Genomic DNA, 20,148 nt, shown 5'->3' with positions numbered 1-20,148 from the left:
CAGGCTCCTACCCTACGCCATACAAGCGAGCTTGCTCGCGAACGGGCTCCGCGGCAAAATCGGTTCGCGAGCAAGCTCGCTCCTACGAAGAGCACCAGCATCCTGCCCGCGCAGTCGTTTCTGTCGCAGGAATCGCGCATTGCCGCGCGACTCGCACAGGGCTCGCCCCCTCGCGCGAAGGCCGCTATAGTCAGTCCACGCAGCGCCAATGCTGCCCCACTCAACAAGGTTCGCCTTCCATGTCCCGATACCCATTGCCCGATCCGGCAATCACCGTTGCAGCCTCTCCGGCCTGCGGCGCGGGTGCGGGCGCGGCCTGCCCTCCTCCGCCCCCTGTCGTCGCTGTCGCGTCGCCTCCGCCTCCCGGTGCGGCCTACCCGCCACCCGGCGTGAGCTTCTGACGCCACACGCGTTTTCCATCGCCTGGTTTTCCGCGCCCGACTGACGCGGCGCCCGGTCTGTGTCCGGCCCATTAATGGCCGGTCGTGATCTGCCTGACGACAGGTGCATTGCATGATTTCGCTCAACCGTTCCTCCCTGGCCGCCCTGGCCAGCACCTCCCTGTTCGTGCTGCTGTGGAGCAGTGCCGCCATCATCAGCAAGTGGGGCCTGGCCCATGCTTCGCCGATAGTCTTCCTCATCGCCCGCTTCGGTACCGCGCTGGTGGCGCTGCTGATCCTCTCGCCGCTGATCGGCCTGCGCTGGCCGCGCGAGCGCAAGCAGGTGCGCCACGCCGTGCTTACCGGCCTGGTGATGCTGGGCATCTACCCGATCTTCTACCTGATGGCGCTGGACCTGCACGTCACCCCCGGCGTCATTGCCACCGTGCTGGGCGTGCAGCCGATGCTGACCAGCTTCCTGCTCGAGCGCCGGCATTCGGCGCCGCGCCTGGGCGGCCTCGCGCTGGGGCTGATCGGGCTGGTGATGGTGGTCTACCAGAGCATCGGACTGTCCGGCCTGACCTTCGCCGGCCTGGCCTGCTGCCTGCTGGCGCTGCTGTCGATCACCGGCGGTTCGATCCTGCAGAAGAACATCCGCGAGAACCCGCTGGGCACCCTGCCCCTGCAATACATCGCCGGACTGGCGCTGTGCATCGCCGTCACGCCCTTCCAGCCGCTGCACGTGGAATGGAATGCCGCGTTCATCCTCAGCGCGCTGTGGATGGGCCTGATGGTCTCGGTGCTGGCCACCGTGCTGCTCTACCGGATGATCGCGGCGGGCAACCTGGTCAACGTCACCAGCCTGTTCTACCTGGTGCCGGCGGTCACGGCGCTGATGGATTACGCGGTGTTCGGCAATCGCCTGTCCGCCCTCGGCCTGCTGGGAATGGGGCTGATCGTGCTGGGCTTGATGCTGGTCTTCCGCCCGGCAGTCCCGGCCAGTGAATCCAAGTCGACACCGGCTGTGGATAACCGCTAGCCAGCCCCGAAAGACGCAGGCGAGGATCGCTCCTCGCCTGCGCTTCGCTCAGTTGGCTGCCTCTGCCTTCGGCTGCGGCGCCGGGCGCAGCACCAGCCACAGCGCCAGAGCGATCAGTACGCCACCCTGCAGGTGCGCCCAGGACAGCGACTCATCCAGCAGCAGCACGCCCCAGAACACGCCGAACGGCGGAATCAGGAACGTCACTGTCATGGTCTTCAGCGGGCCGATGCTGGCCAGCAGGCGGAAGTACAGGACGTAGGCGAAGGACGTACAGAGGAAGCCCAGCCCGGCCAGCGCGAGCAGGATCTTCGGTTCGGCCAGCGGCGCCAGCGGCATGTTCAGGCTGGTGCCGAGGAAAAACGGCAGCAGGCAGAGGGTCGCACCGGTCTGACTGCCCAGCGCCGAGACGGCGAAATCCAGCCCGCCCTGGTCGTTGATCCAGCGCTTGGTGAAATAGCCGGCGAAGCCGTAGCAGGTGGTCGCCACCAGGCAGGCCGCGGCGCCCCAGAGCACCTGGGCATCGAAAGGCACGGGCCCGGCACGGGTCAGCACTGCGACGCCCGCCAACCCCAGCAGCACGCCGAGAGCCTTGCCACCGGTGAGCGCCTCACCGAAGAACAGCGAACCGATCAACACGCCCATCAGCGGCGTGGTGGCGTTGAAAATCGCCGAATACCCCGCCGGCAGCACCTGCGCCGCCAGGCTGTACATCAGCACCGGAATGCCGGAAGCGATCACGCCGATCAGCAGGATGCGCGTGAGCTTGCCGCGAAAATCCCAGCGGGTGCGCAGTACGAGCATGATCACCACCAACCCCAGCGCCGACAGCACGACGCGGAAGAAGGCCGTTGGCATCACGCCGATAGCCGGCACCAGTTGACGCATGAACAGGAAGCTGGCGCCCCAGATGGCGGCCAGCCCGAACATATTCAGCACAGCAGCGGGATTCATCGCGAAGAGCTCCAGGGCAGGTAAGCCACCAGACTACGCCGGTGGAAAACCACATCCATCCACAGCTGACTTTCAAAATCCACGGTCAACTTCTCCGAAGGCGCGCCATGCTCAGTACGTCGACGTAGGCGCCGTCGCGAATGGCGTATTCACGCAGTTGGCCTTCCACTTCGAAACCAAACTTGCGGTACAGCGCGATGGCCGGGGCGTTGTCGGTGTAGACCGTCAGCTCCACCCGCCGCAGGTTCATCCAGTTGTCGGCCACCTCCAGCAACTCGGCCATCAACCGACTGCCAACGCCACGTCCTTGCCAGGCCACGGCGACGTCCATGCCGATGCTGCCGCAATGGCTGCGGCGCACTCGGGAGAATTGTTCGAGGCTGGCGCTACCGATCACCTGGTCCTGATGCATCGCCATCAATGTCACCCGGCGCTCGTCATCAAGCACCAGCCGCTTGCGCCACAACTCCGGCGCCTGATGCGGCATCTGCAGGACTTGTCGGCACACGGCCGGGTCGTTGTAGAGAGCCGCAAGGCCGTTGATATGCTGCTCCGTGCAGCGTTCGATGCGGATATCGTCCATCGCTTGAAGGCTCCTTGCCTACGGAAATGGGCCGTCCAGCATACGGCACTGCGTGCACCACCGGCTGTGGGAAATCTCCCTTTCCCTCCTCCTTCCCCCTGGCTAAGCTCGCTGCACAAGAACTCAGCAGAGGCGCTCCCATGACCGAGCACTGGCCGGCGACCGAGATCGCGACCCTGATCCTCGAAGGCTTCGACGACTACCGCGCACGCTTCCACCAGATCACCGACGGTGCGCCGGCGCGCTTCGAGCAGGCGCTCTGGCAGGAGGCACAGCAGGCCTCCGCCGAGCGGATCAACTTGTACGAGGAAAAGGTCGCCGAAACCGTGGGACGCCTGACCCGCGCGATGCCCCATATCGACCTGGTGGATGTGGAGCGCTGGCCCATCGCCAAGAGCGCCTACATCAGCCTGATCGATCCGCGCCTGGACGACGAACTGGCGGAAACCTGGTTCAACTCGATCTTCTGCGGCCTGTTCAGCCACGACAACATCAGCGACGGCACCATGTTCGTGCACACCACCCGGCCGTCCCTGCGTGCCCATGCGCGCGACCCGCACACCCGCCTGTACCGTCCCGAAGGCCATCTGCGCCACAGCCTGGAGCAGATCTTCAACGACTACCGCTTCGCCGTGGACTACGACGACCGCGAGCGCGACCTGGAACGCATCGACAACCTGCTGCGCGCCAGCCTGCCGGACTGGGTCTGCAAGGACCCGTTGCTCACCCTCGAACTGATCGGCTCGGTGTTCTACCGCAACAAGGGCGCCTACCTGGTGGGTCGCCTGTTCACCCCGGACGAGCAGTGGCCGCTGGTATTTCCGCTGGTGCACCACGAGGGGCGCGGCATCCAGTTCGACACGGTGATCACCGACGAGGCGGAAGTCTCGATCATCTTCTCCTTCACCCGCTCCTACTTCATGGTCGACGCACCGGTGCCGGCGGAGCTGGTGGCGTTCCTCAAGCGCCTGCTGCCGGGCAAGCACATCGCCGAGCTGTACACCTCCATCGGCTTCTACAAGCAGGGCAAGAGCGAGTTCTACCGCGCGCTGATCAACCACCTGGCGACCACCGACGACCTGTTCATCATGGCGCCGGGTGTGCGCGGGATGGTGATGAGCGTGTTCACCCTGCCCGGCTTCAATACCGTGTTCAAGATCATCAAGGACAACTTCAACCCGGCCAAGACCGTGGACCACGCCACGGTGATCCAGAAGTACCAGCTGGTGAAGAACCACGACCGCGTCGGCCGCCTGGCCGATACCCAGCAGTTCGCCGACTTCCGCTTCCCGGTGCGCAAGTTCGACCCGAACTGCCTCGCCGAACTGCTGGAGGTAGCCCCCTCCACCGTGAAGCTGGAAGGCGACGTAGTGCTGATCCGCCACTGCTGGACCGAGCGCCGCATGACCCCGCTGAATATCTACCTGGAGCACGCCACGCAGGCGCAGGTGGAGGAAGCGCTGAACGACTATGGCCTGGCCATCAAGCAACTGGCGGCGGCGAACATCTTCCCCGGCGACATGCTGCTGAAGAACTTCGGCGTCACCCGCCACGGCCGCGTGGTGTTCTACGACTACGACGAGATCAGCTACCTGACCGAGGTGAACTTCCGCCACATTCCGCCGGCGCGCTACGAGGAGGACGAGATGTCCTCCGAGCCGTGGTACTCGGTGGGGCCGATGGACGTGTTCCCGGAGGAGTTCCCGCGCTTCCTGTTCGTCGACCTGAAGCAGCGCCGGCTGTTTGCCCGGCTGCACGGCAACCTGTTCGACGCGGATTACTGGAAGGGCCTGCAGGAGCAGATCCTGGCCGGCAAGGTGATCGACGTGTTCCCCTACCGCCGGCATGAATCGCCGGAAGCAGCGCTGGCGCGTTGACCCGTGTCGAGCACGACCTGTAGGAGCGAGCCTGCTCGCGAACAGCGGAGCTGTGCCTGATACCACTTCATCCGGCGAACGAAGGTTCGCGAGCAAGCTCGCTCCTACGAAGAGCCGCCAGCCCTCGGCTTTGACATCCTGCGTCGCTCTACCTCCTGCATCCATGCAGTCGTCTCCCTCAGGGAGAGGGAGCCGTCTGTATCGGCTGACGCCTTGATTGCTCCCTGCGCCGAACGGTCCCCTCTCCCCCTGGGAGAGGGTTAGGGTGAGGGCTGATCCGAACCTGGAGCTGTCCGCTCCTACGAAAAGCCGCCAGGCCTCAGTTCCAGTGCCGGCGCGTGGCGCGGCGGTTGTCGCCCAGGCCGACCAGCGCCGCCAGCGAGGCCATCAGCACCTCGGCGATCCATGCCAGTACCAGGCCGCCAGCCAGGCCCCAGCCGATGGCGTCGGGCTCCAGCACAACCTGGTAGCGGTAGTTCGCGTAGGTTTCCTGCAGCAGCTCGGGGTTCGGTGCCGTTGCCATGTGCCAGGCACGCTGTAGCCAGTTGCCCTGCAAGGCCCGCCATTCATTCTCGAACAGTTGGGCGCGGCGCAACAGGCGTTCGATGTTGTCCGCGTCGCGCTGGAATACCGGATCGGCGCTGCCGCGATAATGTGCCACCAGGGCATTCAGATCGCCCTTGAAGAACTGCCCGGAGGTGTCCTTGAAGCCTTGCAGCGCCTGGGCCGCCTCGATGCGATGGGCGTCGATGCGCTGGGTGTAGTCCTTGATGAAGCCTGGCACCTGTACCGCCACCATCAGACCCAGTGCGAACAGCACCATGCGAATGTAGCTGCGCAGCATCTTCTCCCCCTCGTTATTGTCGTATTGGATTCGCCCGCGCGGGCGCCGCCGATTGTCATCGAAGGCGCCCGCGAGGTCCGGGCCTGCGTCGCACGGATGCGCGCGGACCGGGTCAGATCCGCCCCTGGTCGACGATCTCGCCGCGCCACCAGAGCATCCACTCGCCGCCCTGCATCAGGGTCCAGTTCTCGTTGTCGGTCAGCGGCTCGGTGGCGATCACCGTGACCACGTCGTTGGGTGTGGTCTCGGACTGGAAGTCCACGGTCAGGTCGGCGTCCTTCAACCGCGCCGGGCCGAACGGCGCGCGGCGGGTGATCCAGGCCAGCTTGCTGCTGCAGAAGGTGAACAGCCAGTCACCATCGCTGAGCAGGCAGTTGAACACGCCTTTCTCACGGAAGGCGGCGCAGGCGCTGACCAGCGTGGGCAGCAGCACTTCCACCGGAACCGGCTCGGGAAAGGCACGGCGCACCCGGTTGAGCAGGTCGCAGAAGGCCGTCTCGCTGTCGGTATCGCCCACCGGACGGTACAGCCCCGGCTCGGGGTGGAAGTCGGCAAGCTGGCCGTTGTGGGCGAAGGTCCAGTAGCGCCCGCCCATCTCGCGCACGAAGGGGTGCGTATTGGACAGGCAGACCTTGCCGACGTTGGCCTGGCGGATGTGGCCGATCACCGTCTCGCTCTTGATCGGGTAGCGCTGCACCAGGCGCGCCACTTCCGAGTCGATGCTCGCCGACGGGTCCTGGAACAGGCGCACCCCACGCCCTTCGTAGAAAGCGATGCCCCAGCCGTCGCGGTGCGGACCGGTGCCGCCGCCACGCTGCATCAGCCCGGTGAAGCTGAACACGATGTCCGTCGGGACGTTGGCGCTCATGCCGAGCAACTCGCACATGAATCAGTTCTCCTCCAACAGTGCCTCGCGCAGCCGGTGCAGCTCGCGTTCCAGGCGTTGCTGCATCCTCCGCCGCCCCAGCGGCAGGAACCGTATGAGCACGCGCAGCAGCAGGGCCGGCAGATCGTTCAGCTCACGCGGAATCAGGTGCAGATGAAAATGCGCTAGGTGCTGGTTGGCCGCGGGGCCGTCGTTGACCAGCAGATTGATGCCGACCCGGCCATAACCGGCCCGGCGCAGCACACGCTGCATGCGTTCGGCCAGCGGGATCAGGTCCTGCTGCGCGCTTTCCGAAAGCTGGTGCAGGAAGGTCGCGTGTTCCCGCGCCACCAGCAGCAGATGCGCGGGCCGCAGCGGGTAGATATCCAGCAGCACGATGAAATGATCGTCTTCGTAGAGGGTGCGGGCCGGCACGCGACCGGCCGCGATGGCACAGAACACGCAGTCCATGAGAACTCCTCGAAAGGCCGTTCAGTTCATGCTGGACGCGTGTCGGTCAGGACGCAAGGCGCGAAATCAGAGGCGCGGCTCGATACGCATGCGGCGTTCGCCCTGATCGTCGGTGCGGGTGTCCACGTCGGGCATCAGCTCCGGCTGCATCAATTGGCGCAGGGTCGGCTCGTCTTCCGGGTCCGGCGCTTTGCGGCGCTTTTTCAGCGCCCGCTCGATGGACCAGCGGATCAGCACGAACAACAGGTACACGCCGAACGCCGCCAGCAGCACCAGCGCCAGGTCGGACACTGCGCGCCAGGCGTTGTTGCCGACCTTGAACACCACGTCCAGCGCGGTGATGGCGATGGCCGGGGCGTAGAGGTTATTGGCCGGGTCCACCGGCGTCGGGGTGAACAGCAGCACGACGACGATGATCCGCAGCGGTTCGCGCAGCCAACGCCACATCCAGCCGGTCATCAGGAACCAGACCAGAGTCAGGCCGAGGCCGGCGCCCAGATAGGCGCCCCAGGCGAGCGTGTAATCGTGTTCGTTCATGCGCGTGCGTACGTGCGGTGTCGACAGAGGGGTGCGTATGATAGCTGCTTTTACTCATGGGTGCGCAGCCGGGCGTCATCCATGCCGCCGCCCCAGGAGCCGCCATGATCGACCGCCAGCCCCCCATCGCCCGCCGCGAGCCCGCCGCCGATCCCTACGCCTGGCTGGAAAACCACGACGCGAAGGATGTCCTCGACTATCTGAAAGCGGAAAATGCCTACCTCGAGGATCAGCTACTTCCTCAGACGAAATTGCGCGAACGGCTGTTCCAGGAGATCAAGGGGCGCATCCGCGAAACCGACCTGTCGCTGCCCACGCCCTGGGGCCCCTGGCTGTACTACCAGCGCACCACCGCCGGTGACGAATACCCGCGCCACTACCGTTGCCCGCGCCCGGCCGACGGTTCGCTGGACGTCGACGAGCAGGCCGAACAACTGCTGCTCGACCCGAACGCCCTGGCCGGCGGCGACTTCCTCTCCGTGGGCACTTTCAGCATCAGCCCGGACCACTCGAAGCTGGCCTACAGCCTGGATACCAGCGGCGACGAGATCTACACGCTCTACGTGAAGGAACTGGCCGATGGCAGCGTCACCGCCCTGCCCTTCGAAAACTGCGACGGCAGCCTGACCTGGGCCAACGACAACCGCACCCTGTTCTTCGGCGAGCTGGACGACACCCACCGCCCGCACAAGCTGTACCGCCACCACCTGGGCGAAAACAGCGCCGAACAGGTGTTCGAGGAGCGCGACGGACGCTTCTTCCTGCACTGCTACCGTGCCAGTTCCGAGCGCCAACTGATCCTGCTGCTGGGTAGCAAGACCACCAGCGAAGCCTGGGTACTGGACGCCGACACCCCCGACGGCGAGTTCGCCTGCCTCGCGCCGCGCGAGGAAGACCACGAGTACTACCCCGACCACGGCCGCCTGAACGGCGACTGGGCCTGGCTGATCCGCAGTAACCAGACCGGCATCAACTTCGCCCTCTACCACGCCAGCGAAGCGCAGCCGACCCGCACTCACTGGATCGAGCTGGTGGCGCACCGCGACGACGTGATGCTCGAAGGCCTGACCCTGAGCGCCAGCGCGCTCACCCTGAGCCTGCGCGAAGGCGGCCTGCCGATCGTCGAAGTCCACCCGCACGGCCAGCCGGCGCACCGCGTCGATTTGCCGGACGCCGCCTACAACCTCCATGTACAGGACAGCCTGGAGTTCGACAGCGCGGTGATCCGCCTGCGCTACGAGGCGCTCAACCGCCCGGCGCAGATCCGCCAGCTGGACCTCGCCAGCGGCGAACAGAAAGTCCTCAAGCAGACCCCGGTGGAAGGCCCGTTCGACGCCGACGCCTACGAAAGCCGCCGCCTCTGGGCCGACGCTGCCGACGGCGTGCAGGTGCCGATCAGCCTGGTCGGCCGCCGCGAGGTGCTGGAAGACGTCGCCCAAGGCAAGCCCGCGCCGCTCTACCTCTATGGCTACGGCGCCTACGGCGAGAGCCTCGACCCCTGGTTCTCCCACGCCCGCCTGAGCCTGCTGGAGCGCGGCTTCGTCTTCGCCATCGCCCACGTACGCGGCGGCGGCGAGCTGGGCGAAGCCTGGTACCGCGCCGGCAAGCTCGCGCACAAGCAGAACACCTTCGGCGACTTCATCGCCTGCGCCGAACACCTGCTGGCCCAGGGCTACAGTACCCCGGCGCAACTGGCCATCAGCGGCGGCAGCGCCGGCGGCCTGCTGATCGGCGCGGTGCTCAACCAGCGCCCGCAGCTGTTCGCCGCGGCCATCGCCGAGGTGCCCTTCGTCGACGTGCTCAACAGCATGCTCAACCCCGACCTGCCGCTGACCGTCACCGAGTACGACGAATGGGGCAACCCGGAAGAGCCGGAGGTCTACGCGCGCATCCGCGCCTACGCCCCCTACGAGAACGTCAGCGCCCAGAACTATCCGGCGCTGCTGGCGGTGGCCGGCTACAACGACAGCCGCGTGCAGTACTGGGAAGCCGCCAAGTGGGTGGCCAAGCTGCGGGTGAGCAAGACCGACGACAACCTGCTGCTGCTCAAGACCGACCTGGGCGCCGGCCACGGCGGCATGAGCGGCCGTTACCAGGGCCTGAAGGACGTGGCGCTGGAATACGCCTTCCTGTTCAAGGTGCTGGGCATCGAAGGCAACGCCTGATGCTCTACACCTGCCCGTGCTGCGGCTACTTCAGTTTCGGCGACCCGCCGGGGTCGTACGAGATTTGTGAAATCTGCTACTGGGAAGATGACCATCTGCAGCTGTGCTTCCCCGATGCACGCGGCGGCGCCAACGCCGTGAGCCTGATCGAGGCGCAGGTCAACTTCGTGCAATGGGGCGCCTGCGAACGGCGCTTCCGCGCGCAGGTACGCCCGGCCACCATCGACGACGAGAAGGACGAGCGTTGGTTCCCGCTGTGGGAAAAGCGCGTGGAATTGCCGGACAACGAGACTCCACTGACCGGCGAGGAAGCCTGTTACTGGCTGCGCGCGCCGCGCTGAGCGCGGATCAGCCGGCGCGGAAGATCAGGTGCTCTTCCCAGTCGTCCTCGGGCACCGAGCCCTCGGCGAGCATGCGGCCGGACTGGGAGATGCGCTCGTGGTGCACCGCATCGGGGTCGCCACAGACCAGATGGTGCCACAGCGGCAGGTCCTTGCGCTCGGCCACCAGGCGATAGGCGCAGGTCGGCGGCAGCCACTGGAACTCATCGGCCTGGGCCGGGGTGAGCTGGATGCAGTCCGGCACCGTCACGCGGCGGTTGGCGTAGTCGGTGCAGCGGCAGGTCTTCAGGTCCAGCAGCTTGCAGGCGATGCGCGTGTAGTAGACGGTACCGTCGTCCTCGTCCTCCAGCTTCTGCAGGCAGCACAGGCCGCAACCGTCGCACAGCGACTCCCACTCGTCCTGATCGAGCTGGTCGAGGGTCTTGCGTTTCCAGAAGGGTTCGACTTTGGCGGCCATGTTTTGTACAGGAGCAGCTTCACGGGGCGCAAAGTCTAAGCCCGCAGCGCGCGAAGGCCAAGCGCAGGCGACCATTGACCGCAAGACGCTTGCCAGAGCGCGCCACGCTGGTTAGGTTGGGCGCCCTACGGGCCCGGTCCGTTGCGCCTGTCACACCTGGCGCAGCACCCGCCATCTGCCTCCGCAGCCGCGCCGCCCGTCCCCATCCGCGATGCCCGGCCGTCCACGGCACCATCGGCCCATCCCAAGCCCTCACAGGAGCCACCATGAGCGCCAATCCTCGCGTTGCCGAGCACCCGATCGATCCGCAGTTCATCAATCGCTGGTCGCCCCGCGCCTTCAGCGGCGAAGCCATCCCCGAAGCCACCCTGCTGAGCTTCATCGAAGCCGCGCGCTGGGCGCCGTCCTCCTTCAACTCGCAGCCCTGGCGCTTCCTCTACGCGCGCCGCGACACACCGAACTGGCAGCGCTACCTGAACCTGCTGGGCGAGTTCAACCGTGGCTGGGCGCAGAACGCCTCGGCGCTGGTGGTGGTGCTGTCCAAGACCACCTTCGCCCCGCCCGGCTCCGCCGAAGAGAAGCCCGCCCTCTGGCACAGCTTCGACACCGGCTCGGCCTGGGGCTTCCTGGCGCTGCAGGCGAGCCTGGCCGGTTGGCACACCCACGGCATGGCCGGCTTCGACCGCGACCTGGCGCGCAGCGAGCTGAAGGTCCCGGCGGACCATGAGATCCATGCGGTGATCGCCATCGGCAAGCTGGGCGACAAGTCGACCCTCTCCGAGAGCCTGCAAGCTCGCGAAGTGCCCAATGCCCGCCGCCCACTGGCGGAAATCGTGGCCGAGGGCGACTTCTCGCTCTGAAACCATTCATGTAGGAGCGAGCTTGCTCGCGAACGGCGATGCAGCGCGCCTTGCAGGCTCGCTCCCAGGAAAGGCCCGCACATGAAAAAGGCCCCATCCGGGACCTTTTTCATTGACGGCATCAGGTTTCAATAACCGCGAGTGAAATCCACTTCGCCGCGCATTTCCTGGCCAGCCCAGAAGCGCGTGAGGTTGTCGCGGAACAGTTCGATCAGCGGCCCCGGCAGCGTCGGCGCGGCGGTGTGTCCGGTAAGCAGCAGGCGCGGGGTATGCCAGAACGCATGCTGCGCCGGCAGCGGCTCTTCGCGGCAGACATCGATCACCGCGCCGGCGATCCGGTTGGCCTCCAGCGCCGACACCAGGTCGGCATCGACCACCGAGGTGCCACGGCCGGCATTGATGAACAGCGCGGTCGGTTTCATCCGGTTGAACAGCGGCAGGTTGTAGATATCGCGGGTGTGCTCGGTATCGGGCAACAGGTTCACCACGTAGTCGGCGGTCTGCACCAGGCGTGGCAGATCCTCCAGCGCGCCCACGCGGCTGAACGGCAGCAGCGATCGCGGGTTCTTCGCCACGCCCACCAGGTCCACGCCGAACGGCGCCAGCATGTGCGCCACCGCCTGGCCGATCTCGCCGGTTCCGATGATCAGCACCTGGCGGCCATTGAGCGTGCCGGGCAGGCGATCGTCCCACTGCACGCCGACCTGGCTGGCCAGGCGGCCGAGCATCTGCCGCTCATGGGCAAGCAGGTAGGTGAGCAGGTATTCGGTCATGACCTGGCCGAAGATGCCCACGGCGCGGGTCAGCGCGTAGTCCTTGGGCAGATCGTCCGCCAGCAGCGGCGTGATGCCCGCCCAGCTGGACTGGATCCACACCGGATGCACGCCCTGGCGCAGCAGTTGCGCGGCGAAATCGGGTTGGGCCAGCCAGACGGGGCATTCGGCGGCGGCAGCAACGAGCTTGTCCGGCTGGTCACCGGACACCACCGTAATTCGGGGCTCCGCCGCCATGATCAGGGCGGCGTAAAGGGCATGATCACGATCGAGAACGAGCAGGCGCATGACTCAGGACCTTCGCTTCGATCGGTGTAACGTTTCAGGCTGGCGCATCTGGACTCGCCTCAAGAGAGCTTCCCATTGATATCGGTATTAGTTCGAGGGAAGACAGGCGGCTATAGACACAGCCAGAGACCAAGCGTTCCGCTCCGTTGAACCCTTTTTCTCCGCGCATAATGCGCTCAAGCCGCGAACTTGCACAGTACCAGCACTGTACCCGTTCACGGCTCGAGAAAATGTTGCCGGACGGCCAGGGATCAGAGCGGATCGTTCATCCGCAGCAGCTCCTCCGGCAGGTGCTCGATGTACTCCTCTTCGACCGGCGGCATCTGCAGGTGGAACCCCTGCTTCTCGATGTTTTCCAGGACCTTGTCGATGTCCTCGCGGGCCAGTTGGCGCTCGGGACTGAGCACCAGGTCGAAGGTGTGCTGCGGCGGGCCGAACACGGCGATCAGCGCCTCCGGCACGCGGGTCAGCGCTTCGCGCTTGTCGACGTACAGGTACATCTCGTTCTTGCGCGGGCTCTTGTAGATGGAGCAGATGCGTTTCATGGTGTCTCTTCCGCGTTATTCGGTGAGCTGGACGGCAAGGCTGTCCAGCAGGGCCTGGCCCATCAGTTCGCGGCGCCAACCCTGCAGCGACTCGGGCAGTTGGTAGGGGCCGTTCGGCCAGCCGGTCTTGAGCAGCGCCTCGAGTACCTTCTTGCGCAGCATCAGCTCGGGGGCCATGTTCAGGCGCTCGGCCTCTTTCTGGCCGACTTCGCGCAACTTCTTCAGTACCGGCGTAACCTCGCGCGGCAGCGGCTCGGGCAGCATCTCGGGATGAACGGCTTCCGGCAGCTTCGCCGCGTGGGCGATCAGTGCGATCAGGGTGTCGCCATCCTGGCGCACGGTGCGCGGGTGCATGTCGTCGATACGCGCCAGGGCGACCTTGTCGGCCGGCTGGAAACGCGCCAGCGGCCACAGGGTGTGCTCGCGCAGCACATGGTTGCGCGGCTTGTTGCGCAACCGCGCCTGCTCCTCGCGCCAGACGCACAGCTCGCGCAGCACGGCCAGTTGCGGGCGATTGAGCTTCCACGCCAGCTTGACGTCGAGGTAGGCCTCCTGCGGGTCGCTGACGCGACTCTGGTTGTTGGTCAGGTCGGTGCCATCGGCCAGCAGCCACTGCAGCTTCTCGTCGCTCAGGCGCGGCGCCAGCTTCACGTAGACCTCGGCCAGGTGCTGCACGTCCTCGGCGGCGTAGCGCACCTGCATGTCGGTCAGCGGGCGCTGCAGCCAGTCGGAGCGGGTCTCGTCCTTGGGCAGGTCGATCCCGAGGATCTCCAGCACCAGCTTCGAATAGCCCATCGAGTGCGGCATGCCCAGGTAGGCGGCGGCCAACTGGGTGTCGAACAGCGGCTGCGGCAGGCTGCCGGTCAGGCGCTGGAAGACTTCCAGGTCCTCGCCGCAGGCATGGAATACCTTGACCACCAGCGGCGACTCCAGCACGGCTGCGAACGGCGACCAGTCGCGGATCAGCAGCGGGTCGATCAGCCACACGCCGCTGCCATCGCCCACCTGCACCAGACCGGCTTCGGGATAGAAGGTATCGACACGCATGAACTCGGTATCGAGCGCGAGGTACGGCAGTTCTTTCCAGTCCCGGCACTTGCGCTCGAGGCTGGCATCGTCGCGAATCCACTGAATATCGAGAGCGGTCACGAACATCTCCTTCGTTTCGGTGCGCGCAGTATATAGAGATGCATGATGTGCGAGCATTCCACTCGGCCATCGGTCTGTGACAACTGCATGGCAATCTCTACGCTTTGCCCCGCCCACAACAACAAGAAGGCAGCTTGCGCATGAAAAAGCTTCTCGGACTGGTCGTCCTGCTGGTCGTAGCCCTCGCGGTCTACCTGGCGCTCACGCCCAGCCCCATCGATCCGTTGGCCTGGACGCCGCCCAAGGCGCCGCCGATGACCGGCGTGATGGAACCCAACGACACGCTGATGAAAGCCGAACTGCTCGCCCAGGGCCAGATCGTCGGCCCCGAAGACACCGCCGTGGACAGCCAGGGCCGGGTTTTCGCCGGGCTGGATGACGGGCGCATCGTGCGTATTGGCACCGACGGCAAGGCCGAAACCTTCGTCGAAACCGGCGGCCGCCCGCTGGGCCTGGCGTTCGACAAGAGCGGCAAGCTGATCGTCGCCGACGCCTGGAAGGGCCTGCTGGAGGTCGACCCGCAGGGCAAGATCCGCGTGCTGACCGATTCGGCCGACGGAATTCCCTTCGCCTTCACCGACGACCTGGACATCGCCAGCGACGGCCGCATCTATTTCAGCGACGCGTCCAGCCGCTTCCACCAGCCCGACTACATCCTCGACCTGCTCGAAGCCCGCCCTCACGGCCGCCTGCTGCGCTACGACCCGGCCACCGGCAAGACCGAGACGCTGCTCAAGGACCTGTACTTCGCCAACGGCGTGGCGCTGTCGCAGAACGAGGACTTCGTGCTGGTCAACGAGACCTACCGCTACCGCATCACCCGCTATTGGCTCAAGGGTGAGAAGGCCGGGCAGCATGACGTGTTCGTCGACAACCTGCCGGGCCTGCCGGACAACCTCGCCAGTGACCGCAGCGGCACCTTCTGGGTGGCCCTGCCCTCGCCGCGCAAGGCCGACGCCGACCTGATCCAGCAGATGCCCTGGCTCAAGCGCCAATTGACCAAACTGCCGCGCGCCGTGCTGCCCAAGCCGGTGCCCTACGGCCTGGTGATCCAGGTGAACGAGAAAGGCGAGATCGTCCGCAGCCTGCATGACACCAGCGGCCAGCACCTGCGCATGGTGACTTCGGCCAAACCGGTGAACGGCGTGCTCTACCTGGGCAGCCTGGAGAACGACCGCATCGGCCGGCTGCCGATCCACTGAAAGGCGCCGGCTCCCAGGACGCTTCAGGCCGGCGTCTGCTCCTTCAGGGCAGGCGCCGGTGCGGGCACGGCGGCGGGTTCCAGCAGCTCCAGCATGCGCTCGCGCACCTCCCCCATCAGCGCATCGACGCCATGCTCAGTGAACCGGGTGGAGTCGATGGGCGCGCCGACATGCACCTCCACCGGCATGCCGAGGTTCAGCTTGAGGCCGCCCGCCGGCAGCAGTTGCTGGATGCCACGGATAGCCACCGGAACGATGATCGCGTCGGTCTGCTGGGCCAGGCGGAAGCAGCCTTTCTTGAACGGCTGCAGCTTGCCATCCTTGGAGCGCGTGCCCTCGGGTGCGGCCCAGAGCACGATGCCGCTCTCCATCATTTCCCGCGCCTTGGCCAGGTCGGCCATGGCCTGGTGGCGGTTGTGCCGGTCGATGGACGGGAACTCCGCCGCGCGCATCGCCGCGCCCCAGATCGGCACCGCGAACAGTTCCTTCTTCGCCAGCATGCGGATCGAGCCGGGCATGGTCACGAAGATCGCCGGGATATCGTAAAAGCTGGAGTGGGTGCAAAGGATCATGTAGCGGCGGCCATCGCCGAAGTCCGGTACTTCGCCGTGGCGGCTCAGGCGCGCACCGGTCAGGCGCAGCAGGCTCCCCGACCAGTCGCGGGTGAAACCGTCGACCTTGCCGCGACGCAGCCGGCCGATGGCGCCAAGCGCCAGCACACGGACGCTGTAGCCCAGGGTGATCAGGACGGTCGCCAGCCCCACCAGGGCGACGCGCAGCGGGCCGGCCTTGCGCGGCGCCGATTGCAGATTGAGCATTTTCGCCAATTCCCCACCGAGAGTAACTTGTTCGCGATACAAGCCTTATGATGCGCCCAAGCCCCGTCACGACACAGGAATGCGCCCATGACCTACGCCCGCCTGCTCACGCCCGAGCAACTGGCCGCCCGCCTCGATGACCCGAACCTGGTCCTGCTCGACTGCCGTTTCTCCCTCGACGATCCCGGCTACGGGGCCCGCAGCTATCAGGAAAACCATATTCCCGGGGCCCACTTCGCCGACCTCAACAAGGACCTTTCCGCACCTGTCGTTCCCGGCGTGACCGGCCGCCACCCGCTGCCCGATCCGCAACAGTTGCTGGAACGCCTGCGCGCCTGGGGCCTGGAGACGGAAAGCGAAGTAGTGCTGTACGACGACGGCCCCGGCGCCTTCGCCGCCCGCGCCTGGTGGCTGCTGCTGTGGCTGGGCAAGCGCGAGGGTGTCTACCTGCTCGACGGCGGCCTTGCCGCCTGGCACGCCGCCGGCCTGCGCCTGACCACCGCCGAGACGCCCGTGCGCCCCGGCGACTTCCAGGGCAAGCCGGACAACAGCCTGCTGATCGACGCCACGGCTCTCGGCGCGCGCCTGGGCGAACCCGACCTGCCGCTGGTGGACGCCCGCGGGCTGCCGCGCTTCCGTGGCGAAGTGGAACCCATCGACCCGGTCGCCGGCCACATCCCCGGCGCCCAGTGCGCGGCGTTCACCGACAACCTCGGCAGCGACGGCCGCTTCCTGCGCCCGGAGCACCTGCACCAGCGCTTCGCCAGCCTGCTGCGCGGCCGCCCGGCGCAAGACCTGGTGGCCTATTGCGGCTCCGGCGTCACCGCCTGCCACAACCTGTTCGCCATGAGCCTGGCCGGCTATCCGCTGGGGCGCCTGTACGCCGGCTCCTGGAGCGAATGGATCACCGATGCCAGGCGCCCGGTGGCCAAGGGCGACTGATCAGTCGTCCCGCAGCGAAAACGGAATACGCGTCATGCCGGGCGCTTGTGTTCCGATGGATAGGTACCCGGGCATGCGTCAGACTCATGCCCATTTTCAAAGGAGTGATCCCATGCCCACCCGTCTCCGCCACACCCTGCTCGCCAGCGCCCTGCTGTGCCTGTGGGCCGCCACCCCGATCCAGGCTGCCACCCTGGAGGCCACACCCTGTTCCATCACGGACCACTGGTCCGACCTGTACGGCGACGAACTGGTGACGGCGGCCAACGCCGGCCACGCCACCGCCCAGTACAGCCTCGGCCTGGAATACGACTCCGGCAGCGACGAGTTCGAGCAGAGCTACGAGCAGGCCGCGTACTGGTACCAGAAGGCCGCCGAACAGGGACACGCCTGCGCCCAGTACAACCTGGGCAACGCCTATGACAGCGGCGACGGCGTGGAGCAGAGCGCGGAGAAGGCCGTGTACTGGTACCAGAAGGCCGTCGACCAGAACGACAAGGACGCCGAGTACAACCTGGCGATCATGTACGAGAACGGCACCGGGGTGACCCGCAGCGACAAGCGGGCCTTCGCGCTGTACAGGAAGTCGGCCGAGCAGGGCGACGTGGATGCCCAGTTCGCCGTGGCCGAGGGCTACGCCAAGGGTCGGGGGGTGGCGAAGAACCCCGCGCAGGCCCGTCTGTGGTACCAGCGCGCGGCGGACCAGGGGCACGAAGAGGCCGAGGAAAAACTCGAGGCCATGCCCGAATTGCCGCCCAGCATCTAATTTCCGGAGGGAATATGGATTATTCCTGCACCATCAAAACAATTTAAAAACAGGCCTTTACAGCATAATTATCGCACTACACTTCAAATCGAGCGGCTAAGTCCGCTTCCGGCGGGGCCAGGAAAATCACTCGAAGCTGCCAAGTCGCCCCGCCCCGCCGGTCACCGAGGACGAGGACGTCATGGGAATTGCCGCCAACGACCTGTGCCACTATGTGATTCGCCCTACCCTGCTGTATCTGGAGCGGCATAGTGTCGCGGCGGAAGCGCTGCTGCTGGGGGCAGCGGCCTGTCAATCGGCGCTGGGGAGTGCGCTGGGCGACAGTCATGGCCACGGGCTGTACCGCATCGGTGAAAGCCGTCACCAGAGCCTCTGGGACTGCTATCTGGCCTGCGACCCGGAGTTGGCTAGCCGGGTTCGCGGGCTGGCCAGTCAGCACGCCTTCCTCGACGCGCCGCACCTGGAACTCACGGTGAACCTGCGCTACAGCACCGCCATCGCCTGGATGATGGTCGAGGCCGAGCGCATCCCCCTGCCCCACGCCGACGATCCCCTGGGCCTGGCCCGGGTCTGGCGCCGGGTCTTCCACCCCCACGGACGCCTGCACGATTTCGTCGACGCCTGGCACAGCTACGTTGGCAGTCTCAGCCAGGTGGCCTGAGCGGAGCCGACAGTCCCTGAATGACCAAACGGTCAGGTTTTTTACATACAGCGACGAACGGTAACGATACCGATAGAACGCTCGTTTGAGCGTTGAAGCCCAAGGTAGAGCGCTTTCCAGAGACTACCCAAGACCTGGGAATCTTGGTAGCTTGCGCGCCGATAAACACAGGAGTTGCTCTTACAATGAAAACAACATGGCTCAAGACCACGCTCGCACTGACCATTAGCGCCGCCTCTGCCCAGGCCCTGGCCAACGGCATCGCTATCAACGAGCAGAGCGCCAGCGGCGCCGGTACTGCCTACGCAGGCCGCGCTTCCTCGGCGCTCGACGCCAGCACCATTTACGGCAACCCGGCCGGTCTGTCCAAACTCAAGCGCACCGAAATCAGCGGCGGTCTCGCCATTGTCGATGCCAAGGACGACATCAGCCAGGCCAACAGCCCGCATCCGGGCTCCAACAAGGGCGATTCCGTGCCCCTGGCCGCCGTGCCGTTCGGCTACATCTCCACGCCGATCAACGAGGACTTCACCTTCGGCTTCGGCATGTACGTCCCCTACGGCATCATCAACGACTATGAGAACGGCTTCCAGGGCAGCTACCACGGTTCCTACAGCAAGGTCCAGGTCATCACCCTGCAGCCGACCATCGCCTACAAGGTCAACGATAAGGTTTCCGTCGGTTTCGGCCCGACCATCAACCGTATCGACGGCCAGCTGAAGAACGACCTGGCCACCAACGGCCTGGCCGGCGGCCAGGGCGACACCCACATCGACATCAAGGGTGACGACACCGCGGTGGGCTACAACATCGGCGTACTGGTCGACGTGACCGACGACACCGCCTGGGGCCTGACCTACCACTCCAAGGTCGACTATCACCTGGACGGCCGCACCAAGGTCAAGAACGCCCCCGGCGCCCTGGGCCTGAACGGCTCCTACGACGCCAAGCTGGACATCACCCTGCCGGAGTCGGTGGATACCTCCATCACCCACAAGTTCAACGACCAGTGGACTGGCTACATCGGCGCGGTATGGACCCGCTGGAGCCGCCTGGAAAAGATCGAAGTGGAAAACAGCGGCGTACCGGCTCTGGGTCAGGCCCTCGGCTTCGGCACCATCGGCGAAGACCTGAAGTGGCATGACACCTGGTCCGCCTCGGTAGGCGCCTCCTACCAGTTGAACCAGGAGTGGGTACTGCGTGCCGGTTACGCCTACGACCCGTCGCCGACCGACAACGACTACCGCAGCGTGCGCATCCCGGTGGGCGATCGCCAGATCGTCACCTTCGGTGCCGGCTGGTCGCCGACCCCGGACCTGACCGTCGACATGGCCTACGCCTACCTGTGGGAAGACACCGCTAGCGTCAACCTGGAAGGCAGCGCCCTGCAGCCGGCCTACAGCGCCAAGTACGACAACAGCGCTCACGGCCTGACCGCACAGATGACCTATCGCTTCTGATAGCGCCACCTGCGGACATGAAAAAGCCGGGCATCTGCCCGGCTTTTTCATGGGTGGCTTTTTTGTAGGAGCGACGGGGGCCCCAACCCTTGCGCGAACCAAGCGCCCCCCTGACAACGGCGTCAAGCGGTTCGCGAGCAAGCTCGCTTGTATGGCGTAGGGTAGGAGCCT

The 20,148-nt window shown here is 65.9% G+C and carries 21 protein-coding genes; 10 read left to right on the top strand and 11 right to left on the bottom strand.

Going from position 1 to position 20,148, the window contains the following annotated elements:
* Positions 1–513: 513 nt before the first annotated feature.
* Positions 514–1,419, top strand: a complete 906-nt coding sequence (locus tag ACYCAX_RS26200; RefSeq protein ID WP_460249187.1) for a DMT family transporter — start codon at positions 514–516, stop codon at positions 1,417–1,419.
* 48 nt (positions 1,420–1,467) lie between these two features.
* Here ACYCAX_RS26200 and ACYCAX_RS26195 read toward each other — a convergent pair whose 3' ends face one another.
* On the bottom strand, positions 1,468–2,373 hold the full coding sequence (locus tag ACYCAX_RS26195; RefSeq protein WP_460249186.1) for a DMT family transporter: 906 nt from the start codon (positions 2,371–2,373) through the stop codon (positions 1,468–1,470).
* Between the two features lie 85 nt (positions 2,374–2,458).
* Positions 2,459–2,956 (bottom strand): GNAT family N-acetyltransferase, encoded by a 498-nt coding sequence (locus ACYCAX_RS26190; RefSeq protein ID WP_460249185.1) that lies wholly within the window; start codon positions 2,954–2,956, stop codon positions 2,459–2,461.
* A gap of 140 nt (positions 2,957–3,096) precedes the next feature.
* Between ACYCAX_RS26190 and aceK the strand changes: the two genes are divergently transcribed.
* Entirely contained in the window at positions 3,097–4,833 is a 1,737-nt protein-coding gene (aceK, locus tag ACYCAX_RS26185) for a bifunctional isocitrate dehydrogenase kinase/phosphatase (RefSeq protein WP_015476353.1), read from the top strand.
* Positions 4,834–5,152: 319 nt separating this feature from the next.
* Here aceK and ACYCAX_RS26180 read toward each other — a convergent pair whose 3' ends face one another.
* The 4 genes from ACYCAX_RS26180 to ACYCAX_RS26165 form a co-directional block, all read right to left on the bottom strand.
* On the bottom strand, positions 5,153–5,677 hold the full coding sequence (locus ACYCAX_RS26180; protein WP_294971541.1) for a DUF2937 family protein: 525 nt from the start codon (positions 5,675–5,677) through the stop codon (positions 5,153–5,155).
* Between the two features lie 112 nt (positions 5,678–5,789).
* Positions 5,790–6,563 carry a class II glutamine amidotransferase gene (locus ACYCAX_RS26175; RefSeq protein WP_015476351.1) on the bottom strand — a complete coding sequence of 258 codons (774 nt, stop codon included), beginning with the start codon at positions 6,561–6,563 and terminating at the stop codon, positions 5,790–5,792.
* 3 nt (positions 6,564–6,566) lie between these two features.
* Positions 6,567–7,013, bottom strand: a complete 447-nt coding sequence (locus ACYCAX_RS26170; RefSeq protein WP_294971537.1) for an HIT family protein — start codon at positions 7,011–7,013, stop codon at positions 6,567–6,569.
* Between the two features lie 66 nt (positions 7,014–7,079).
* Complete coding sequence (locus ACYCAX_RS26165; protein WP_015476349.1) at positions 7,080–7,550, bottom strand: hypothetical protein; 471 nt, start codon at positions 7,548–7,550, stop codon at positions 7,080–7,082.
* 104 nt (positions 7,551–7,654) lie between these two features.
* Between ACYCAX_RS26165 and ACYCAX_RS26160 the strand changes: the two genes are divergently transcribed.
* Together ACYCAX_RS26160 and ACYCAX_RS26155 are read left to right on the top strand one after the other, a co-directional pair.
* Positions 7,655–9,715, top strand: coding sequence for a S9 family peptidase (locus ACYCAX_RS26160; RefSeq protein ID WP_460249184.1), 2,061 nt, complete (start codon positions 7,655–7,657; stop codon positions 9,713–9,715).
* Positions 9,715–10,056 (top strand): CPCC family cysteine-rich protein, encoded by a 342-nt coding sequence (locus ACYCAX_RS26155; RefSeq protein WP_015476347.1) that lies wholly within the window; start codon positions 9,715–9,717, stop codon positions 10,054–10,056. Before ACYCAX_RS26160 ends, ACYCAX_RS26155 begins: the two co-directional genes overlap by 1 nt.
* Before the next feature lie 7 nt (positions 10,057–10,063).
* Here the strand turns inward: ACYCAX_RS26155 and ACYCAX_RS26150 are convergent, their stop codons facing one another.
* The gene (locus ACYCAX_RS26150) at positions 10,064–10,513 is read right to left on the bottom strand and encodes a YcgN family cysteine cluster protein (protein ID WP_015476346.1); all 450 of its coding nucleotides are present in this window, start codon (positions 10,511–10,513) and stop codon (positions 10,064–10,066) included.
* Between the two features lie 266 nt (positions 10,514–10,779).
* Here ACYCAX_RS26150 and ACYCAX_RS26145 point away from each other — a divergent pair, with 266 nt between their 5' ends.
* Entirely contained in the window at positions 10,780–11,373 is a 594-nt protein-coding gene (locus ACYCAX_RS26145; protein WP_015476345.1) for a nitroreductase family protein, read from the top strand.
* 128 nt (positions 11,374–11,501) lie between these two features.
* Here ACYCAX_RS26145 and ACYCAX_RS26140 read toward each other — a convergent pair whose 3' ends face one another.
* The 3 genes from ACYCAX_RS26140 to rnd form a co-directional block, all read right to left on the bottom strand.
* Positions 11,502–12,434: a D-2-hydroxyacid dehydrogenase gene (locus ACYCAX_RS26140; protein WP_015476344.1), complete on the bottom strand. Its 933-nt coding sequence runs from the start codon at positions 12,432–12,434 to the stop codon at positions 11,502–11,504.
* 251 nt (positions 12,435–12,685) lie between these two features.
* A complete protein-coding gene (locus tag ACYCAX_RS26135; RefSeq protein ID WP_015476343.1) occupies positions 12,686–12,979 on the bottom strand; it encodes a YcgL domain-containing protein in 294 nt (97 codons plus the stop codon).
* A 15-nt stretch (positions 12,980–12,994) separates the two neighbouring features.
* The gene (gene rnd, locus ACYCAX_RS26130) at positions 12,995–14,128 is read right to left on the bottom strand and encodes a ribonuclease D (RefSeq protein WP_294971523.1); all 1,134 of its coding nucleotides are present in this window, start codon (positions 14,126–14,128) and stop codon (positions 12,995–12,997) included.
* A 140-nt stretch (positions 14,129–14,268) separates the two neighbouring features.
* On the opposite strand from rnd, the gene ACYCAX_RS26125 reads away from it, so the two are divergent.
* Complete coding sequence (locus ACYCAX_RS26125) at positions 14,269–15,330, top strand: SMP-30/gluconolactonase/LRE family protein (protein ID WP_460249183.1); 1,062 nt, start codon at positions 14,269–14,271, stop codon at positions 15,328–15,330.
* Positions 15,331–15,353: 23 nt separating this feature from the next.
* Here ACYCAX_RS26125 and ACYCAX_RS26120 read toward each other — a convergent pair whose 3' ends face one another.
* Positions 15,354–16,148 carry a lysophospholipid acyltransferase family protein gene (locus tag ACYCAX_RS26120; RefSeq protein WP_015476340.1) on the bottom strand — a complete coding sequence of 265 codons (795 nt, stop codon included), beginning with the start codon at positions 16,146–16,148 and terminating at the stop codon, positions 15,354–15,356.
* An 87-nt stretch (positions 16,149–16,235) separates the two neighbouring features.
* Here ACYCAX_RS26120 and ACYCAX_RS26115 point away from each other — a divergent pair, with 87 nt between their 5' ends.
* The 4 genes from ACYCAX_RS26115 to ACYCAX_RS26100 all read left to right on the top strand — a co-directional run bounded on the left by ACYCAX_RS26115 (position 16,236) and on the right by ACYCAX_RS26100 (position 19,977).
* On the top strand, positions 16,236–17,090 hold the full coding sequence (locus ACYCAX_RS26115) for a sulfurtransferase (protein WP_294971516.1): 855 nt from the start codon (positions 16,236–16,238) through the stop codon (positions 17,088–17,090).
* A gap of 112 nt (positions 17,091–17,202) precedes the next feature.
* Positions 17,203–17,856 (top strand): tetratricopeptide repeat protein, encoded by a 654-nt coding sequence (locus ACYCAX_RS26110; protein WP_294971513.1) that lies wholly within the window; start codon positions 17,203–17,205, stop codon positions 17,854–17,856.
* 181 nt (positions 17,857–18,037) lie between these two features.
* The gene (locus ACYCAX_RS26105; protein WP_294971510.1) at positions 18,038–18,517 is read left to right on the top strand and encodes a hypothetical protein; all 480 of its coding nucleotides are present in this window, start codon (positions 18,038–18,040) and stop codon (positions 18,515–18,517) included.
* A 185-nt stretch (positions 18,518–18,702) separates the two neighbouring features.
* Complete coding sequence (locus ACYCAX_RS26100) at positions 18,703–19,977, top strand: outer membrane protein transport protein (protein WP_015476336.1); 1,275 nt, start codon at positions 18,703–18,705, stop codon at positions 19,975–19,977.
* The last annotated feature ends 171 nt before the right edge of the window (positions 19,978–20,148 follow it).

The organism is Pseudomonas sp. MT3 (assembly GCF_054720805.1).
This window is presented reverse-complemented; position numbering and strand designations above follow the sequence as displayed.

Excerpts from the sequence above, each read along its gene's own strand:
- ACYCAX_RS26120 (WP_015476340.1), bottom strand. The coding sequence starts at position 16,148 with ATGCTCAATCTGCAATCGGCGCCGCGCAAGGCCGGCCCGCTGCGCGTC.
- ACYCAX_RS26140 (WP_015476344.1), bottom strand. The coding sequence starts at position 12,434 with ATGCGCCTGCTCGTTCTCGATCGTGATCATGCCCTTTACGCCGCCCTG.
- ACYCAX_RS26110 (WP_294971513.1), top strand. The coding sequence starts at position 17,203 with ATGCCCACCCGTCTCCGCCACACCCTGCTCGCCAGCGCCCTGCTGTGC.
- ACYCAX_RS26105 (WP_294971510.1), top strand. The coding sequence starts at position 18,038 with ATGGGAATTGCCGCCAACGACCTGTGCCACTATGTGATTCGCCCTACC.
- ACYCAX_RS26170 (WP_294971537.1), bottom strand. The coding sequence starts at position 7,013 with ATGGACTGCGTGTTCTGTGCCATCGCGGCCGGTCGCGTGCCGGCCCGC.
- ACYCAX_RS26145 (WP_015476345.1), top strand. The coding sequence starts at position 10,780 with ATGAGCGCCAATCCTCGCGTTGCCGAGCACCCGATCGATCCGCAGTTC.
- ACYCAX_RS26150 (WP_015476346.1), bottom strand. The coding sequence starts at position 10,513 with ATGGCCGCCAAAGTCGAACCCTTCTGGAAACGCAAGACCCTCGACCAG.
- ACYCAX_RS26125 (WP_460249183.1), top strand. The coding sequence starts at position 14,269 with ATGAAAAAGCTTCTCGGACTGGTCGTCCTGCTGGTCGTAGCCCTCGCG.
- ACYCAX_RS26175 (WP_015476351.1), bottom strand. The coding sequence starts at position 6,563 with ATGTGCGAGTTGCTCGGCATGAGCGCCAACGTCCCGACGGACATCGTG.
- ACYCAX_RS26135 (WP_015476343.1), bottom strand. The coding sequence starts at position 12,979 with ATGAAACGCATCTGCTCCATCTACAAGAGCCCGCGCAAGAACGAGATG.
- ACYCAX_RS26195 (WP_460249186.1), bottom strand. The coding sequence starts at position 2,373 with ATGAATCCCGCTGCTGTGCTGAATATGTTCGGGCTGGCCGCCATCTGG.
- aceK (WP_015476353.1), top strand. The coding sequence starts at position 3,097 with ATGACCGAGCACTGGCCGGCGACCGAGATCGCGACCCTGATCCTCGAA.
- ACYCAX_RS26190 (WP_460249185.1), bottom strand. The coding sequence starts at position 2,956 with ATGGACGATATCCGCATCGAACGCTGCACGGAGCAGCATATCAACGGC.
- ACYCAX_RS26180 (WP_294971541.1), bottom strand. The coding sequence starts at position 5,677 with ATGCTGCGCAGCTACATTCGCATGGTGCTGTTCGCACTGGGTCTGATG.
- ACYCAX_RS26165 (WP_015476349.1), bottom strand. The coding sequence starts at position 7,550 with ATGAACGAACACGATTACACGCTCGCCTGGGGCGCCTATCTGGGCGCC.
- ACYCAX_RS26115 (WP_294971516.1), top strand. The coding sequence starts at position 16,236 with ATGACCTACGCCCGCCTGCTCACGCCCGAGCAACTGGCCGCCCGCCTC.
- ACYCAX_RS26155 (WP_015476347.1), top strand. The coding sequence starts at position 9,715 with ATGCTCTACACCTGCCCGTGCTGCGGCTACTTCAGTTTCGGCGACCCG.
- ACYCAX_RS26160 (WP_460249184.1), top strand. The coding sequence starts at position 7,655 with ATGATCGACCGCCAGCCCCCCATCGCCCGCCGCGAGCCCGCCGCCGAT.
- ACYCAX_RS26200 (WP_460249187.1), top strand. The coding sequence starts at position 514 with ATGATTTCGCTCAACCGTTCCTCCCTGGCCGCCCTGGCCAGCACCTCC.
- ACYCAX_RS26100 (WP_015476336.1), top strand. The coding sequence starts at position 18,703 with ATGAAAACAACATGGCTCAAGACCACGCTCGCACTGACCATTAGCGCC.